The sequence below is a fragment of the Variovorax sp. GW531-E2 genome (genome assembly GCF_059423125.1).
In genome coordinates this window covers 168,821-186,742 of sequence record NZ_JBWKXQ010000006.1, presented here as the reverse complement: position 1 = coordinate 186,742, position 17,922 = coordinate 168,821, and the positions used below count along the sequence as shown (strand labels likewise).

The window sequence follows — 17,922 nt, the reverse complement described above, 5'->3', positions numbered from 1 at the left end:
CCCCCACCCTGAAGAAAAGCGACCAGAACCTGGTCTGGCTGGACTGCGAAATGAGCGGCCTCGACCCCGAGAAAGAGCGCCTGCTCGAGATCGCCGTGGTCGTCACCGGCCCCGACCTCACACCCCGCATCGACGGCCCCGTGCTCGTCATCCACCAGAGCGACGCCGTGCTCGACGCCATGGACGCCTGGAACAAGGGCACCCACGGCCGCAGCGGCCTGATCGACAAGGTGAAGGCCTCCACGCTGGACGAAGCCGCGGCCGAGCAGCAGCTGCTCGAATTCATCGCCAAGTACATCCCCAGGAGCGGCTCGCCGATGTGCGGCAACACCATCGGGCAGGACCGGCGCTTCCTGGTCAAGTTCATGCCCAAGCTCGAGGCGTACTTCCATTACCGCAACCTCGACGTCAGCACCCTCAAGGAGCTGGCCAAGCGCTGGAAGCCGACGGCCTACACCGCCTTCAAGAAGCAGCAGGCGCACACCGCGCTGGCCGACGTGCACGAGTCCATCGAGGAGCTCGCGCACTACCGGGAAACCTTCCTGCGCTTGGTGGATTGACAACAATTAGGTAAAAACCCGAAGCCGTGCCATAATCGCAGGCTTCGCTGATTTGAACGCGTCTTTGGACACAGATCAGCGTCTCTCGCATCTCCCTATCTTGCACACCGCGCCCGATCGCATTCGCTGATCAAAAAGGGCCGCAGCCTCCGACGAAAGCCGGAAGTTGAATGTCGTTGGATGGTTGATGTTTTTAACCACCAACGGGGCGCCGCCTACGGCAGCGCTCGCGTTTGAGATTGATATTCATGACCGACGCTTTTGAAGCGCAGGGCGAACTCGCGCCTGTGCAATCCGCTACCCATAACGAATTCACCGCTGTCGCGGACACCGTGTCCGAGGCCCCGATCCTCGACGCACTGGACGCCGCAGCCCCCGAGGCCGCCGAAGCCGAAGCGCCTGCCGCGCCCAACGGTTTCATCAAGCTGGGCCTCGCCCCCGAACTGATCGCCGCCGTGGCCGACATGGGTTTCACCCAGCCGACCACCGTGCAGGAAAAGGTCGTGCCGATCGCCATGGGCGAAGCCGGTTCGGCCCGCTTCGTCGACCTGATGGTCTCGAGCCAGACCGGTTCGGGCAAGACCGCCGCCTTCCTGCTGCCCGTGCTGCACACGCTGATCAAGCGCCAGGCCGAAGCCGAAGCCGAAGCCAAGGCCGAGTTCCAGCGCTTGGCCGCTGAAGCCGCTGCCCGTGGCGAAGCGCCGCTCAAGAAGCCCAAGCGCAAGGACCCGACCAACGCCCGTCATTTCAAGGCCGCCACCCCCGGCGCCCTGATCCTGTGCCCGACGCGCGAACTCGCGCAGCAGGTTGCACACGACGCCATCGAACTGGTGCGTCATTGCCGCGGCCTGCGCGTTGCCAACGTGGTGGGCGGCATGCCTTACCAGCTGCAGATCGCCAAGCTGCAGAACGCCGACCTCGTGGTCGCCACGCCGGGCCGCCTGCTCGACCTGCAGCGCTCGCAGCAGCTCAAGCTCGACCAAGTCAAGTTCCTGGTCGTCGACGAAGCCGACCGTATGCTCGACCTCGGCTTTGCCGACGACCTGGCTGAAGTCAACCAGCTCACCATCGAGCGCCAGCAGACCATGATGTTCAGCGCCACCTTCGCGCCGCGCATCCAGCAGCTGGCCCAGCGCGTCATGCGCGAGCCGCAGCGCATCACCATCGACAGCCCGCAAGAAAAGCACGCCAACATCAAGCAGTCGCTGTACTGGGCTGACAACAGCCAGCACAAGCGCAAGCTGCTCGACCACTGGCTGCGCGACACCAGCATCAACCAGGCGATCGTGTTCGCCAGCACGCAAGTCGAGTGCGACGGCCTCGCCAACGACCTGCAGCAAGAAGGCTTCAGCGCCGTCGCGCTGCACGGCGCCCTGAGCCAGGGCCTGCGCAACCGCCGCCTGATGGCACTGCGCCAGGGCCAGGTGCAGATCCTGGTGGCCACCGACGTTGCCGCCCGCGGCATCGACGTGCCGACCATCACCCACGTCTTCAACTTCGGCCTGCCGATGAAGGCCGAGGACTACACCCACCGCATCGGCCGCACCGGCCGTGCCGGCCGCGATGGCCTGGCCATCACGTTCGCCGAGTTCCGCGATCGCCGCAAGATCATGGACATCGAGCACTACAGCCGCCAGCAGTTCAAGGCGGAAGTGGTGGCCGGCCTCGAGCCGCAACAGCGCATGCCGCAATCGCGTCCCCCGATGGGCGAGTACCGCGGTGGCCGTGGCGACAACTTCTCGCGCGATCGCAAGTTCGGCAATGGCGGTGCGGGCGGCGGCGGTGGCTACCGCGGCAACAACAACAACGGTGGCGGCTATGCCGGCGCCAGCGGCTTCAACGACCGCAATTCGCGCGGCCCGGCCCAGGGCCAAGGCCCGCGCGGCTTCCAGGGCGGCCAGAACGCCGGCTTCGGCGGCGGCCGTGACGAAGGCGGCAATGGCGGCGGCTACGGTCGCAAGCCGGGCTGGGGCGACAGCGCCCCGCGCGGCGGCCACGGCCATGGCGGCGGTCGCGGCGACGGCGGTTTCGCACCCCGTGAAGGCTTTGCACCCCGCGAAGGTTTCGCACCGCGCGGCAACGGCGCCGGCCACGGTGGCCCGGGCAAGGTGTTCGTGCCCCGTGACGCGCAAAAGCGCGCGTTCAAGCCCAGCCGCTGATCGTCCCCGCAAGCGGCCCTGAAAAGGGCCGCTTCCCCCTCAAAAAGCCCGCGCTTCTCACGAACGCGGGCTTTTTCGTTGTCGGGTTTCCGAGCAGTCCGGCGCTCATGAAGTTGATTGACACCTGAATCGATGAAAAGTAATGTAATGGCGCATTGCTTCTCCCCGGTCCGTTCGCGGCTGCCGGTTCATCGACACCTGTTCTCGACTTTCGATCATGAAAATTGCGATTCTTGGGGGTGGCCACGGCGCCTATGCGGCCGCCGCGGACCTGTCTGAAACCGGTCATGAAGTGCGCCTGTGGCGCCGCGACGCCGCCGCGCTCGAACCCGTCGTGCAGGCCGGCGCGATCACGCTCAAAGACGCCGCCGGTGCGCGCGAGGTGCCCATCGCGCTGGCCACCGCCGACATCGGCGCCGCGCTGAAGGGCGCCGAACTCATCGTCATTCCCACGCCCGCCATCGCCCAGCACGACATCGCGCTGGCCATGGCACCGCACCTGGTCGACGGCCAGGTCGTGTTCCTGCCGCCGGGCACCTTCGGCAGCTACGTGATGGCGCAGGTGGTGAAGGCCGCCGGCAACCGCGCCGACGTGGCCTGGGCCGAGACCGGCACCTTGCCGTACCTTGCGCGCAAGCACGGCGAGCGCGAAGTCAATGTCACCATCCGCGCGATCCGCCTGCCGACCGGCGTCTACCCGGCGCGCAAGGAGGCGCAGGCCATCGAGGTGATCCGCCGCGCCTACCCGGCCGTGCACGGCTGCGGCGACGCGCTCTCGGGCGCGCTGATGAACGCCGGCCCCGTCATCCACCCGCCGCTGATGGTGATGAACGCCGCGCCGCTGCAGCACTTCGAGCGCTGGGACATCCACAACGAAGGCACGCAGCGTGCCGTGCGAGACGTGACCGACCGGCTCGACCGCGAGCGCATGGCCGTGCGCGAGGCTTTCGGGCAGGGCGCGCCGCACTATCCGCTGGCCGACCACTACAACAACGACCAGTGGATGTACGGCGACGCGCACAAGCAGCTCGTCAAGTCGGGCGACTGGCGCGAGAACATCGACCTGCACACGCACCGCTACATCACCGAAGACACCGAACTCGGCCTGGCCTTCCTGGCCTCGGCCGCGCGCCATGCGGGCGTGGATGCGCCCATCGCCCACGGCCTGCTGGCCATCGTCGGTGGCTTCCTCGGGCGCGACCTGCGCCAGGGCCCGCGCACCTTCGAAAGCCTGGGCCTGGCCAGCCTGAGTGCGACCCAGCTCAAGCAGAGGCTGCACGATGGCGAATGAGCCCGCGCCGCCGCGCTTTGCCGCCGTGGGCGCCGGCCGCATGGGGCGCGGCATCGCCATCGCGTTCGCCTATGCGGGCCACCGCATCGCGCTGATCGACCTGCGCCCGCGCGCGCCCGAGGCGTGGCAGCGCCTGCGCGACGAGGCGCAAGCGGAAATCACTGCGAGCCTCTCAGGCCTTGCACAGCTCGGTGTGATCGATGCCTCGCAGGTCGAACGCATCGCCGCGCGCGTGGACTTCGTGAATGCAGCAGGAGCACCATGCGCATTGGCCGCCGCCGAGCTGGTGTTCGAAGGCGTGCCCGAAACCATGGACGCCAAGCGCGAGGCCTTCGAGCAGCTCAACCGCCATTGCCGCGACGACGCGATCCTCACCTCGACCACCAGCAGCATCCTCGTGACGCAGCTGGCCGCGCTGGTGCGCCGGCCCGAGCGCTTCCTGAACATGCACTGGCTCAACCCGGCCTACGTGATCCCCGTGGTCGAACTGAGTTGCCACCCCGGCACCGACGCCGGCGTGCTCGCGCGCACGAAGGCACTGATGGAGGCCATCGGCAAGCTGCCCGTGGTCTGCGGCGCGTCGCCGGGCTACATCGTGCCGCGCCTGCAGGCGCTCGTGATGAACGAGGCGGCCCGCATGATCGAAGAAGGCGCTGCCACAGCGGAAGAAATCGACAAGGCCACGCGCTACGGCCTGGGCCTGCGCTTCGCGGCACTCGGTGTGGTCGAGTTCATCGACTTCGGCGGCTGCGACATCCTGCACCACGCGAGCCGCGAGATGTCGGCCTCGCTCGACGCGGGCCGCTACACCGCGCCGGCCATCGTCGGACGCATGGTCGAGGAGGGGCGGCTGGGCCTGAAGAGCGGCAGCGGCTTCTACGACTACGCGGGCCGCGACACCGCTGCCTACCGGCGCGACGTGCTCTCGCGCACGCTCGGAGAACTCAAGCACGCGGGCCTGTGGCGCGCACCGGCCGACGAGACGCTGTCATGACGATCCGCCACGCCTTCGCCGACCTGTCGGTGGGGCAGGTGCACCACGCCATGTGCGGCGACGCGCAGGCGCCGGCCGTGCTGCTGCTGCACCAGTCGCCGCGCAGCTGGGCCGAGTACCGCGAGGTGCTGCCGCTGATCGCCGGCGCGGGCTACCGCGCCATCGCCATGGACACGGCGGGCTTCGGCGACTCGGCCGACGGCCGCGTGCCCGCGAGCATTGCGCAGTGGGCGCGCGTGGCGTGCGAGCTGCTCGATGCGCTCGGCATCGCGCAGGCCGACGTGGTGGGGCACCACACTGGCGGCGTGATCGCGATCGAGCTGGCCGCGGCGTTTCCCGAGCATGTGCGCAGCCTCGTGCTTTCGTCCACGCCATACACCGACGAGGTGTTTCGCCGCGCCCGCGCGCAGCGTCCGCCCATCGACGAGGTGGCACCCAGCGACGACGGCAGCCACCTCGCCGCGCTGTGGCAGAAGCGGCAGGCCTTCTATCCGCCGGGACGTCCCGACCTGCTCGAGGCCTTCGTGCGCGATGCGATGAAGGTCGGCCACCGTGTCGAAGAAGGGCACCGCGCCGTGGCCTCGTACCGCATGGAAGAGCGCATCGGCCGCGTGACGCAGCCGACGCTCATCGTGCGCGCCACGCTCGACCCTTTCGCCGCGCCGCATGCGGCGGAGCTGCAGCATCAGCTGCCGCAGGCGCGCATCGTCGACATCGACGGCGGCATGGTGCCCTTGCCGGATCAGATGCCCGAGGCCTTCGCGCGCACGGTGCTCGACTTTCTGGCGACGCGGCCATGAAGGCCGTTCGCATCCATGGCTTCGATGCCGCGCCGGTGCTCGACGACGTGGCCGACCCTGTGGCGCGACCCGGTCGCACCCTCGTGCGCATGCAGGCCGCGACCGTCGGCCACATCGACCGCACCGTGTGGCAAGGCCGGTTTTTGCGGCATCCGCCGCTGCCGTACACGCCGGGCGTGGAAGCCGCGGGCGTTGTCGTCGCGAGCGAGCGATATGCCGAGGGGCAACGCGTGTGGTTGCGTGGCAGCGGCTTGGGCACGCTGTTCGACGGCACGTGGTGCGAGCTGATCGATGCGCCTGACGACGCACTTGGTGTGTTGCCAGATGCCGTGTCGATGACGCTCGGCGCAGCGTTCTTCTCGCCCACCACATCGGCGTGGGTCGCCTTGCATGACGTCGCCCGATTGCAGTCTGGAGAGCAAGTGTTGGTGACGGGCGCAAGCGGCGCAGTGGGTTCGCTGGTGATGCAGCTGGCACGCGATGCAGGCTGCACCGCAACGCCTGTCGATCCGAAAGCCGCACCGCCTGAAGCCGCCAGCGCCGACCTGCTCATCGACACCGTCGGCGGCGACGTGCTCGCGGCGGCCTTGCCGGCCATGCGCCCCGGTGGCCGCGCCGTGCTGGTCGGCTACACGGCTGGCCCAACGCTGCACCTGGACATCGCGCACTTCCTGCAGCGCGACGTGGCGCTGCTGCCGCTCAACATGTTCCGGCGCGAAGCCACAGGCCGCGCAGCCGCTCCAGAGTTGCTTGCGAGGCTGGCCGACGGCCGCCTGCACCTCGACGTGCAGCCCTTCGCGCTCGCCGATGCCGCTCGGGCACTCGACTGGATCGCCCAACGCGGCCATCGCGGCCGCGCGGTGCTCGTGCCTTAGTCAGGCCGCACGCTTCAGTCTTCGTCCGGCACCTCGACCGGCACATGCACATGCAGGTCGATCATCTGCCGCAGCGTCTGCTTGAGCTCTTCGGCGCGTCGCAGCCCGAACGGTTCGAGCACGCGGCGCTCGTGTTCGCGCGCCAGTTCCATCAGGTGCTCTACCGCCTTCAGCCCAGCGGGCGTGATGCGCACCAGCGTGATGCGGCGATCACTTTCATGGGGCAGGCGCTCGACCTGGCCGCGCGCTTCCATGCGGTCGAGCAGCCGCGTCACCGTCGGCTGCTTGGTCACCGTCACCTGCGCGAGCTGGCCGATGCTGACCGCGTCGCTGCCCGCCAGCGATGCCATCACGCGCCACTCCGACACCGAGAAGCCCTGCTGCCGCGCCACCTCGTGGAACTCCGAAGAGATGAGCTGGCTGGCCTGCGCGAGCAGCGCGGGCAGGTAGTCATCGACGAAGCGATGCGTTTCCTTGAGCGGTTCAGACATGAAGGCGCCTCCTGTTTGCCGCAGGCATGCGGATTGCATGGCTAGGGTAATTCATGATTGTGGATACATTCATTTCTAAACATTATAGGAACCGTGATGTGACCCCGGGGCCGCATCCTCCCACGAGAAAGAAGAAGGACATCCATGGCTGAGCGTTCGTTCGTCGAAGAAGTCAAGAAGCTGAGACTTACTGGTGGAGAAGTGTTCCGCGGCGAAGGCATTCTGGCCGTCACCAAGGCCCTGCTGGAGTCGGGGGTGTCGTATGTGGCGGGCTACCAGGGCGCGCCCATCTCGCACCTGATGGACGTGCTGGCCGATGCGCAGGACATCCTGGCCGACCACGGCATCCGCTTCGAGAACAGCGCCAGCGAAGCCACCGCCGCTGCCACGCTGGCCGCCTCCGTCAACTACCCGCTGCGCGGCGCTGTCACCTTCAAGGCGACCGTGGGCACCAACGTGGCGTCCGATGCACTGGCCAACCTGGCCTCGGGCGGCGTCACCGGTGGCGCGCTCATCATCGTGGGCGAGGACTACGGCGAAGGCTCGTCGATCATGCAGGAGCGCAGCCATGCGTTCGCCATGAAGTCGCAGATCTGGCTGCTCGATCCGCGGCCCAACCTGCCGAGCATCGTCGATGCGGTGAAGACCGGCTTCGACCTCTCCGAGGCCAGCAACACGCCCGTGATGCTGCAGCTGCGCATCCGCGCCTGCCATGTGCACGGCCACTTCATCGCCGGCGACAACAAGCGCGCCAAGTTCACGCTGAAAGAGGCGCTGGAGAACCCGCAGCGCGACGTCAGCCGCATCGTGCTGCCGCCCGCGAGCTTCGTGCACGAGCAAGAGAAGGTGAAGGACCGCTGGCCCGCCGCCGTGCGCTTCATCGAGGAGCGCCAGCTCAACGAGTTCTTCTCCGAAGACGCCGACGACATCGGCATCATCGTGCAGGGCGGCAGCTACAACACGCTGCTGCGTGCGCTCGAACGCCTGGGCCTGGCCGACGTGTACGGCGAGACCCGCGTGCCGCTGTACGTGATGAACGTGGCCTATCCCGTCATCGAGAGTGAGGTCATCCGCTTCTGCGAAGGCAAGCGCGCCGTGCTCATCGTGGAAGAAGGCCAGCCCAACTTCGTCGAGCAGAACCTCGCGACCATCCTGCGCCAGGCCGGCTCCACCACCGCGCTGCACGGCAAGGACATGCTGCCCGTGGCCGGCGAATACACGACGCTCGAACTGCTCAAGGGCACGCGCACCTTCTGCGAGCGCTACGAACGCCTCGCGCCGCTGCCCGTGCCCGTACCGGTGCGCAAGGTGATTCCGCTGAAGGAAGTGGCGGCCATCGGCGTCGATGCCGCGCCTGAACCCGCTGAGCCGTCGAGCGCACTTGGCGACGTGGTGCATTCGCGTCCACCGGGCTTTTGCACCGGCTGCCCCGAGCGCCCGATCTTCAGTGCCATGAAGCTGGTCGAGCGCGAACTCGGTGCGCACCACGTGAGCGCCGACATCGGCTGCCACCTGTTCTCGATCCTGCCGCCCTTCAACATCGGCAACACGACGATGGGCTACGGCCTCGGCGGTGCGGGCGCTTCGGCACTCAACGCGCCCGCGGGCAAGCGCGCGATCTCGATGATGGGCGACGGCGGCTTCTGGCACAACGGCCTGACGAGCGGCGTGGCCAACGCGGTCTTCAACAAGAGCGACAACCTCACCATCATCGTCGACAACAACTACACCTCGGCCACGGGCGGGCAGGACATCCTCTCGTCGACCGCCGTCAACAAGACGCGCAGCACCGGCCACGAGATCGAGCGCGCCGTGCGCGGTGTGGGCGTCGAATGGGTGAAGACGATGCGCCGCACCTACGACGTCGCCGGCATGCGCGATGCGCTCAAAGACGCACTCACCACGACCAAGAAGGGCCCCAAGGTCCTCATCGCGCAGTCGGAGTGCATGCTCAACAAGCAGCGGCGCGAGAAGCCGCTGGTGCGCAAGGCCATCGCCGACGGCAAGCGCATGGTGCGCGACAAGTTCGGCGTCGATGCCGACACCTGCACCGGCGACCACTCGTGCATCCGCCTGTCGGGCTGCCCGTCGCTCTCGATCAAGCCCAACCCCGACCCGCTGCGCATCGACCCCGTCGCCACCGTGCTCGACAGCTGCGTGGGCTGCGGCAACTGCGGCGACGTCTCGCACGCTGCCGTGCTGTGCCCCTCGTTCTACAAGGCGCAGGTCGTGAGCAACCCGACCGCCTGGGACCGCTTCCGCCAGCGCGTGCGCACCGCCGTCATCGGCTGGATGCAGCGCGGCGATGCGCGCCGCCGTGACGCCTATGCCTTCTGACGCCATGACGAACAAGGTTCAACCGATAAAGATCGCCATCCTCGCCATGGGCGGGGAGGGCGGCGGCGTGCTCGCCGACTGGATCGTCGACATGGGCGAGGCCAACGGCTACGTCGCCCAGACCACCTCCGTGCCGGGCGTGGCCCAGCGCACCGGCGCGACCATCTACTACGTCGAGCTGTACCCCGATGCGCAGGCCCACGCCGACGGCGGGCGCCCCGTGCTCGCGCTGATGCCGCTGCCGGGCGACGTCGACGTGGTGCTCGCTTCCGAGCTCATGGAAGCCGGCCGCGCGGTGCAGCGCGGGCTGGTCACGCGCGACCGCACCACGCTCATCGCCTCCACGCACCGCGTCTTCTCCATCGCCGAAAAGAGCGCCATGGGCGACGGCCGTGTCGACAGCGACCAGCTGCTCGCCCACACCGCGCGCGCCGCCAAGCGCTTCATCCGCTTCGACATGGCGCAGGCCGCCGAAGCCTCGGGCAGCGTGATCAGCGCCGTGCTGTTCGGCACGCTCGCCGGCTCGGGCGTGCTGCCGTTCGGCCGCGCGCAGTTCGAAGCCACCATCGAGCGCGGCGGCGTGGGCGTGAAGCCCAGCCTCAAGGCCTTCGGTGCAGCATTCGATCGCGCACAGGATGGCGACGACGGCGAACCCGCCAAGGTGGCACCGGCCGCCACGCCCGCACCGCAACCGCGCCATCCGGCCGTGCGCGCATTGGTCGAGCGCGTGCAGCGCGACTTTCCGCTGCCCGCGCACGAATTCCTGCTCGAAGGCGTGCGCCGCCTCATCGACTACCAGGACCTGGCCTACGCCGGCCTGTACCTCGACCGCATGGCCGCCGTTGCCAAGTTGCCCGACGACGCCCACCGCCTGCTGCGCGAAACCGCGCGCCACCTGGCGCTGTGGATGTCCTACGAAGACACGGCCCGCGTCGCCGCCCTGAAGACCCGCGCGACCCGCTTCGAGCGCGTGCACGGCGAGGCCGGCGTGCAGCCAGGCCAGCTGCTCGCCATCCACGAGTACATGCACCCGCGCCTGCAGGAAATCTGCGAGACGCTGCCCGGCGGCCTCGGCCGCTGGCTCATGCACTCCCCGGTGCCCAAGAAGATCGTCGAGCGCTTCACGCAGCACGGCCGTGTGATCCGCACCAGCTCGCTGCGCGGCTACCTCATGCTGCGCATGGTCGCGGCCTGCAAGGGCTGGCGCCGCTCGACGATGCGCTACGCCGACGAAAACCGCCGCATCGAGGAATGGCTGCAACGCATCGCCGCCACCGCGCCACGCAACCCCGCGCTCGCCGTCGAACTCGCCCAGTGCCAGCGCCTGGTCAAGGGCTACAGCGACACGCACGAGCGCGGCCTGCGCAACTACGACACCGTGATGCGCGCGTTCGAGCGTGCAGGTGCCGCGCTGGCGCCCGCCACCCTGCGCGAACTGCGCGACGCGGCGCTCGCCGACGAACACGGCCACAAGCTGCAGGCCGCGCTGGTGCAACACGCCTTGGCCTGAAGGGACCCGAACCATGACCGCCCCCACGCTCCAGCTTCGCGTCGCCGAAGCGCGCGCCCTCAACCCGCTGATCCGCCTGCTGCGCCTGCGCGCCGAAGACGGCCGCGCGCTGCCCGGCTTCGCCGCCGGCGCGCACATCCGCGTGCAGGTGACGCTGGCCGACGGCACCACCGACTGGCGCCACTACTCGCTCATCAACTTCGCCACCGAGCGCAACGCCACCAACGCCCCGACCGACTACGTGATCGCCGTGCGCAAGGAAGCCGAAGGCCGCGGCGGCTCGCGCTTCATGCACGAAGGGCTGGCCGAGGGCAGCGTGCTCACCATCGAGCCGCCGAAGAACGACTTTCCGCTGCACACCGGCCCGGGCGGCTCGGTGCTGGTGGCCGGCGGCATCGGCGTCACGCCGCTCGCCTCGATGGCCGCGCGCCGCCGTGCCGAAGGCGCCGCCGTGCGCATGCACTACGCCGGCCGCAGCCGCGACCTGATGGCCTTCCTGCCCGAGCTGCAGGCGCTGCTGGGCGAGGACCTGCGCGTGCACGCCGACGCCGAGGCCGGCGCGCCGCTGGACATCGACGCGCTGCTCGACGCCGTGTCCGCCGGCGACCGCCTCTACGTGTGCGGCCCCAAGGTCATGCTCGACGCCGTGCTCGCCCGCACCCAGGCCCGCGGCTGGGAACACGACCGCGTGCACTTCGAGCTCTTCACCGAACCCGTCGTGGAGGAGGGCGACCAGCCCTTCGAGGTGGAACTCGCCCAGTCGGGCCAGCGCTTCACCGTGCCGGTCGGCCAGAGCATCCTCGACTGCCTCATCGAACACGGCTGCGACCCGATGTTCGATTGCAAGCGCGGCGAATGCGGCGTGTGCGCCGTGCCCGTGATCGAGGGCGAGATCGACCACCGCGACTACGTGCTCACCGCCCGCGAGAAGGCGGAAGGCACCGTCATGCAGATCTGCATCTCGCGCGCCAAGGGTGCGCGCCTGGTGCTCGACCTCTGAGAAAAGCCAGCCAGGAAGGAGCCAGGAGAACCATGCCTTCGTACCGAGACAACCCCGATGCCGTTCGCGCGCTCGTGCAGAACGACCGCGTGCACCGCGACCTGTACACCAGCCAGGAGCTTTTCGAGCTGGAGCAGGAGCACTTCTTCGCCAACACCTGGAACTACGTCGGCCACGAGAGCCAGCTGCCGAAGTCGGGCGACTGGATCACCAACGAGATCGCGGGCCGTCCGCTGATCGTCGTGCGCCACAGCGACGGCAGCGTGCGCGTCATGATGAACCGCTGCGCCCACAAGGGCTCGCGCCTGGTGAACGGGCCCTGCGGCAACACCGGCAAGTTCTTTCGCTGCCCGTACCACGCCTGGACCTTCAAGACCGACGGCGCGCCGCTGGCCATTCCGCTGAAGACCGGCTACGAGCACACGCAGCTGCACGAGTGCGAGTCGGGCAAGGGCCTCACCCCGGTGAAGCACGTGCGCAGCCACCGCGGCTTCATCTTCGTGAAGATCAACGACGCGGGCCCCGACTTCGACGCGTACTTCGGCGATTCGCTCAGCTCCATCGACAACATGGCCGACCGCTCGCCCGAGGGCGAACTCGAAATCGCCGGCGGCTGCCTGCGCTTCATGCACCAGTGCAACTGGAAGATGTTCGTCGAGAACCTCAACGACACCATGCACCCCATGGTGGCGCACGAGTCGTCGGCCGGCACCGCCAAGCGCATGTGGGCCGACAAGCCCGAGGACGAGCCCAAGCCCATGGCCGTGGAGCAGTTCGTGCCCTTCATGTCCGACTACAAGTTCTTCGAGGACATGGGCATCCGCACGTATGACCACGGTCACAGCTTCACGGGCGTGCACTTCAGCATCCACAGCAAGTACAAGGCGATCCCCGAGTACGACGACGCCATGAAGGCGCGCTACGGCGAAGAGAAGACGGCGCAGATTTTGGGCATGGCGCGGCACAACACCGTGTACTACCCGAACCTCACGATCAAGGGCGCGATCCAGGCCATTCGCGTGGTCAAGCCCATCTCGGCCGACAAGACCCTCATCGAGAGCTGGACCTTCCGCCTCAAGGGCGCGCCGCCCGAGCTGCTGCAGCGCACCACCATGTACAACCGCCTCATCAACTCGCCGTTCTCGGTGGTGGGCCACGACGACCTGCAGGCCTACCGCGGCATGCAGGCCGGCCTGCACGCCAGCGGCAACGAGTGGGTGAGCCTGCACCGCGACTACGACGAATCGGAGTTGAAGGGCGGCGAGATCACCACGGGCGGCACCAACGAGCTGCCCATGCGCAACCAGTACCGCAGCTGGGTGCAGCGCATGACGGAGACGATGTAATGGCCACCACCAACGTCATCGACATCACCCGCCAGGACCTCGTCGATTTCGTCGTCAACGAAGCGCGCCTGCTCGATACCCGCCGCTACGAGGCGTGGAACGCGCTCTTCACCGACGACGCGTTCTACTGGATTCCGCTCGTGCCCGACCAGGAAGACGGCCTGAACCACACCTCGCACCTGTACGAGGACAAGCTGCTGCGCGAGCTGCGCATCGAGCGCCTGAAGAGCCCGCGCGCGTTCTCGCAGCAGCCGCAAAGCCGCTGCCACCACCTGCTGCAGATGCCCGTGGTCGAGACCTTCGACGCCGAGGCCCAGCGCTTCGTGGTGCGCACCGAATTCCACTACACCGAGTCGCAGGGCGACGAGCTGCAGTTCTACGTCGGCACCTTCTTCCACCACCTCACGGTGCAGGACGGCGCGCTGCGCATGACGCTCAAGCGCGTCGACCTGCTCAACTGCGACGCGGCGCTTCCGGCCGTGCAGCTCTTCATCTGAGGACGCGATGACCCACGCCACCGTCCACCAGGTGTTCGCCGCGACTGCAGCGCGCACCCCGCAGGCCGAATTCCTCTTCACCGAATCGGTGACCGCCGCCGCCTACGGCATCGCCGCCGGCGCCATCCGCTGGGGCGAAGCCGCCGCAGAAATCGAACGGCTGCGCACCGCCTACGCACAGGCCGGCTACGGCCACGGCCACCGCGTCGGCCTGCTGCTGGAGAACCGGCCCGCCTTCATCTTCCACTGGCTTGCGCTGAACGCATTGGGCGCGAGCGTGGTGCCGATCAACGCCGAGATGCGCTCGGCCGAGCTGGTCTACCTCATCGGCCACAGCGAGATCGGCCTGGCCGTCACGCTGCCCGAGCGCGCCGCCGACCTGCAGGCCGCCGCCGCGCAGGCCGGTGTGGCCTTCGAGACCATGGGCCCCGACGACGCCGTGCCGCCCGCGAAGACCGCCGCGCCGCGTGCTGGCGAGCCTGTGGGCACCGACACCGAATGCGGCCTGCTCTACACCTCGGGCACCACGGGCCGGCCCAAGGGCTGCATCCTGAGCAACGCGTACTTCCTGCGTGCCGGCGAGTGGTATGCCGCACTGGACGGCGTGTGCAGCATCCGCCCCGATGCCGAACGCGTGATCACGCCGCTGCCGCTCAACCACATGAACGCGATGGCGTTCTCGACCATGGTCGTGCTCATTGCAGGCGGCTGCCTCGTGCAGCTCGACCGCTTCCATCCGAAGAGCTGGCTGGCCAGCGCGAAGGAAAGCGGCGCGACCATCGCCCACTACCTGGGCGTGATGCCCGCGATGCTGCTGTCGGCCCCCGCGTCGGCGGCCGACCGAGACCACGCGATCCGCTGGGGCTTCGGCGCCGGTGTCGACCGCAAGAACCACGCGCCCTTCGAGGAGCGCTTCGGCTTCCCGCTGGTCGAGGCCTGGGCCATGACCGAGACCGGCGCGGCCGCCTGCATCATGGCCAACCGCGAGCCGCGCCTCGTGGGCACCAGCTGCTTCGGACGGCAGGAAGACTTCGTCGAGCTCCGCCTCATGGGCGAGGACGGCAGCGACGTGGGCACCGACATGCCCGGCGAACTGCTGGTGCGCTCGGCCGGCGCCGACCCGCGCCGCTACTTCTTCTCCGGCTACCTGAAGGACGAAGACGCCACGCGCGAAGCCTGGGCCGACGGCTGGTTCCACACCGGCGACCTCGTGCGCCGCGACGCCGACGGCAACTTCTTCTTCGTCGACCGCAAGAAGAACGTGATCCGCCGCAGCGGCGAGAACATCTCGGCCGTCGAGGTCGAGAGCGTGCTCAACCAGCACCCGGCCGTGAAGACCTCGGCCGTGGCCGCCACGCCGGATGCGGTGCGCGGCGACGAGGTGCTCGCCTGCATCGTGCTGCGCGACGGCAGCGATGCGTCGCAGCGCGAAGCGGTCGCGGCCAGCATCGTCCAGCATGCGCTGGCGCAGCTGGCGTACTACAAGGCGCCGGGCTACGTGGCCTTCGTCGACGCGCTGCCGCTCACGCCCTCGCAGAAGATCCAGCGCGGCCAGCTGCGCGAGATGGCGCAGTCGCTGCCGGGCCAGGGCCATTGCATCGACACGCGCTCCATGAAAAAGAGGCAGGCATGACCAAGCGACGGCTCTCTTACGAAGGCGTCGCGGTCGCGGTGCCCGTCACCGTGCCCTACGTGCGCTACTCCACGCGCACCGCGCACTGGTTCGTCGGCCAGGCCATCGACGCGCTGGTGCAGGCCAGCGGCGTGGCCAAGGAACAGATCGACGGCCTGTGCCTGAGCAGCTTCTCGCTGGCGCCCGACACGGCCGTGGGCGTCACGCAGCACCTGGGCCTGTCGCCGCGCTGGCTCGACCACATGCCCACCGGCGGCGCCTCGGGCGTGATGTGCCTGCGCCGCGCCGCGCGTGCGGTGCAGGCGGGCGATGCCGACATCGTCGCCTGCGTGGGCGCCGACACCAACCACGTCGACTCCTTTCGCCAGACGCTGGGCAGCTTCAGCAACTTCGCGCGCGACGCCAGCTACCCCTACGGCTCGGGCGGCCCGAACTCGATCTTCGCGTTCATCACCGCCAACTACATGCGCACCTACGGCGCCACGCGCGAAGACTTCGGCCGCATCTGCGTGGACCAGCGCACCAACGCGCTGGGCAACCCGAACGCCATGTTCAAGAAGGGCCTCACGCTCGACGAGTACATGGCCGCGCGGCCCATCTCCGACCCGATCCACCTGTTCGACTGCGTGATGCCCTGCGCCGGCGCCGACGCGTTTCTCGTGATGAGCGAGGAGCGTGCGCGCGACCTGGGCCTGGCGCACGTCGTGATCCGCGGCGCCATCGAGCGCCACAACGCCTACGCCGAAGACCCGGTGATGGTGCAGGGCGGTTGGCGCAAGGACCGCGACGACCTCTATGCGCAGGCTGGCGTGCAGCCCGCCGCGCTCGACTTCGTGCAGACCTACGACGACTACCCCGTCATCGTGATGATGCAGTTCGAGGACCTGGGCTTCTGCGAGAAGGGCGAAGGCTCGGCCTTCGTGCAGGCCCACACCATGACCTTCGACGGCAGCTTTCCGAACAACACCAGCGGCGGCCAGCTCTCGGCCGGGCAGGCCGGTGCGGCGGGCGGCTTCCTCGGCATGGTCGAGGCGATCCGCCAATTGACCGACCAGGCCGGCGCCCGCGCCGTACCCAACGCCCAGCTGGGCCTTGTCGCCGGCTTCGGCATGGTGACCTACGACCGCTGCCTCTGTACGGGCGCGGTCATCCTGGGGAGACCCGCATGACGATGCCGATGATGCGCCCCCCGCGCAAGAACCCGGTGCTGCGCACCCGGCAGATGAACCTGCCGCCCGGCGCGCGCGGCCGCGTCGCGCTCGGCCTCACGGCCGCCGCCGCCGAAGGTCGCTTCGAACTGCAGACCTGCGAAGACTGCGGCACGGTGCAGTACCCGCCGCGCGAGGTCTGCCACAAGTGCCTGTCGTCGGCGTTGCGCTGGCGCCAGCAGAGCGGCGAGGGCGCGCTGCTCGGCAGCACCACGCTGCACCACAGCAACGACCTGTTCTTTCGCGAGCGGCTGCCCTGGCGGCTGGGCCTGGTGCATCTGGATGCCGGCCCCACGCTCATGGTCCACCTGCACGGCGAGGTCGGCGATGCGCCCACGCGCGTGCGTGTCGGCGCCCGGCTCGACCGCGCCGGCCAGGCCGTCCTCATTGCTTTTCCGACTGAAGGGAGTCCCCACATGGCCGACGACAAGATGCTGCGCGAAATGACCAGCGACCCGAAGTTCCGCAAGGTGCTGGTGACCGACGGCAAGACCGAGACGGGCCAGGCCCTCGTGCGTGCGCTGGTGAAGGCCGGCGCCGACATCGTCTGGGTCGGCCACGCTGAACCGTGGAAGAAGATGGGCGACGGGCTGGACGACATCTCGGCCCTGCCGCAGGTCACGCTGGTGCCGTTGGACCTCACCAACGGCCGCCAGGTGACCGAGCTGGCCGGCTCCATCGGCGGCAAGGTCGACATCGTGATCAACAACGCCGAGGTGCACCGCACCTTCGGCATCGGCGCGCGGCGCGGCACCGACGTGGCCAAGGCCGAGATGGACATCAACTACTTCGGCCTGCTGCGCCTGGCGCAGGAGTTCGGCCCCGCGCTCAAGGGCCGGTCGGCCGACGGTGCCACGGGCGCGACGGCGTGGGTCAACCTGCTGTCGATCTACGCGCTGAGCAACTTCCCGCCGCACGGCACCTTCAGTGCCTCGAAGGCCGCGGCGCATTCGCTCGCGCAGTGCCTGCGCGCCGAGATGCGGCCCGCCGGCATCCGCGTGATCAACGTGTTCCCCGGCCCCATCGACGACGAATGGAACCAGCACACGCCGCCGCCCAAGCTGGCACCCACCGCGCTGGCCAACGCCATCGTGAAGGCGCTGCGCGACGGCGTGGAAGACGTGTACCCGGGCGACGTGGCGCAGGAGTGGCTGGAGCGCTGGCGCGACAACCCCAAGGTGCTCGAACGCGAACTCGCGGCGGGCGGCTGAGCAGAGGAAT

At 68.7% G+C, this 17,922-nt stretch carries 15 protein-coding genes; 14 read left to right on the top strand and 1 reads right to left on the bottom strand.

The features are described from left to right. The 6 genes from orn to AC07XP_RS06580 all read left to right on the top strand — a co-directional run. Nucleotides 1–560: oligoribonuclease (gene orn / locus AC07XP_RS06605; RefSeq protein ID WP_495264164.1), on the top strand; the 560-nt coding region annotated here is incomplete at its 5' end. A gap of 248 nt (nt 561–808) precedes the next feature. Further along, nucleotides 809–2,719 carry a DEAD/DEAH box helicase gene (locus AC07XP_RS06600; RefSeq protein ID WP_495264163.1) on the top strand — a complete coding sequence of 637 codons (1,911 nt, stop codon included), beginning with the start codon at nt 809–811 and terminating at the stop codon, nt 2,717–2,719. A 217-nt stretch (nt 2,720–2,936) separates the two neighbouring features. After that, complete coding sequence (locus tag AC07XP_RS06595) at nt 2,937–4,010, top strand: NAD/NADP octopine/nopaline dehydrogenase family protein (RefSeq protein ID WP_495264162.1); 1,074 nt, start codon at nt 2,937–2,939, stop codon at nt 4,008–4,010. After that, complete coding sequence (locus AC07XP_RS06590) at nt 4,000–5,004, top strand: 3-hydroxybutyryl-CoA dehydrogenase (protein ID WP_495264161.1); 1,005 nt, start codon at nt 4,000–4,002, stop codon at nt 5,002–5,004. The genes AC07XP_RS06595 and AC07XP_RS06590 overlap by 11 nt, the downstream gene beginning before the upstream one ends. Next, entirely contained in the window at nt 5,001–5,804 is an 804-nt protein-coding gene (locus AC07XP_RS06585) for an alpha/beta fold hydrolase (protein ID WP_495264160.1), read from the top strand. Before AC07XP_RS06590 ends, AC07XP_RS06585 begins: the two co-directional genes overlap by 4 nt. Next, the gene (locus AC07XP_RS06580; protein WP_495264159.1) at nt 5,801–6,679 is read left to right on the top strand and encodes a quinone oxidoreductase family protein; all 879 of its coding nucleotides are present in this window, start codon (nt 5,801–5,803) and stop codon (nt 6,677–6,679) included. Before AC07XP_RS06585 ends, AC07XP_RS06580 begins: the two co-directional genes overlap by 4 nt. Before the next feature lie 14 nt (nt 6,680–6,693). On the opposite strand, the gene AC07XP_RS06575 is transcribed toward AC07XP_RS06580, so the two are convergent. Beyond that, nucleotides 6,694–7,170, bottom strand: coding sequence for a MarR family winged helix-turn-helix transcriptional regulator (locus AC07XP_RS06575; protein ID WP_099791754.1), 477 nt, complete (start codon nt 7,168–7,170; stop codon nt 6,694–6,696). A 144-nt stretch (nt 7,171–7,314) separates the two neighbouring features. Here AC07XP_RS06575 and AC07XP_RS06570 point away from each other — a divergent pair, with 144 nt between their 5' ends. Genes AC07XP_RS06570 through AC07XP_RS06535 form a run of 8 tightly spaced genes read left to right on the top strand, consistent with a single transcriptional unit; the run spans nt 7,315 to nt 17,912 of the window. Further along, a complete protein-coding gene (locus AC07XP_RS06570; RefSeq protein WP_495264158.1) occupies nt 7,315–9,507 on the top strand; it encodes a thiamine pyrophosphate-dependent enzyme in 2,193 nt (730 codons plus the stop codon). Nucleotides 9,508–9,511: 4 nt separating this feature from the next. Continuing rightward, nucleotides 9,512–11,017 carry an indolepyruvate oxidoreductase subunit beta family protein gene (locus tag AC07XP_RS06565; RefSeq protein ID WP_495264157.1) on the top strand — a complete coding sequence of 502 codons (1,506 nt, stop codon included), beginning with the start codon at nt 9,512–9,514 and terminating at the stop codon, nt 11,015–11,017. 13 nt (nt 11,018–11,030) lie between these two features. Continuing rightward, the gene (locus tag AC07XP_RS06560) at nt 11,031–12,017 is read left to right on the top strand and encodes a PDR/VanB family oxidoreductase (protein WP_495264156.1); all 987 of its coding nucleotides are present in this window, start codon (nt 11,031–11,033) and stop codon (nt 12,015–12,017) included. Nucleotides 12,018–12,049: 32 nt separating this feature from the next. Then, the gene (locus tag AC07XP_RS06555) at nt 12,050–13,363 is read left to right on the top strand and encodes an aromatic ring-hydroxylating dioxygenase subunit alpha (RefSeq protein ID WP_070062338.1); all 1,314 of its coding nucleotides are present in this window, start codon (nt 12,050–12,052) and stop codon (nt 13,361–13,363) included. Further along, nucleotides 13,363–13,860, top strand: a complete 498-nt coding sequence (locus AC07XP_RS06550; RefSeq protein WP_495264155.1) for an aromatic-ring-hydroxylating dioxygenase subunit beta — start codon at nt 13,363–13,365, stop codon at nt 13,858–13,860. Before AC07XP_RS06555 ends, AC07XP_RS06550 begins: the two co-directional genes overlap by 1 nt. 7 nt (nt 13,861–13,867) lie before the next feature. After that, nucleotides 13,868–15,493 carry an AMP-binding protein gene (locus AC07XP_RS06545; protein ID WP_495264154.1) on the top strand — a complete coding sequence of 542 codons (1,626 nt, stop codon included), beginning with the start codon at nt 13,868–13,870 and terminating at the stop codon, nt 15,491–15,493. Next, nucleotides 15,490–16,662: a thiolase family protein gene (locus AC07XP_RS06540; RefSeq protein WP_495264153.1), complete on the top strand. Its 1,173-nt coding sequence runs from the start codon at nt 15,490–15,492 to the stop codon at nt 16,660–16,662. Before AC07XP_RS06545 ends, AC07XP_RS06540 begins: the two co-directional genes overlap by 4 nt. Then, nucleotides 16,659–17,912 carry an SDR family NAD(P)-dependent oxidoreductase gene (locus AC07XP_RS06535; RefSeq protein ID WP_492736882.1) on the top strand — a complete coding sequence of 418 codons (1,254 nt, stop codon included), beginning with the start codon at nt 16,659–16,661 and terminating at the stop codon, nt 17,910–17,912. Before AC07XP_RS06540 ends, AC07XP_RS06535 begins: the two co-directional genes overlap by 4 nt. Nucleotides 17,913–17,922: the final 10 nt, after the last annotated feature.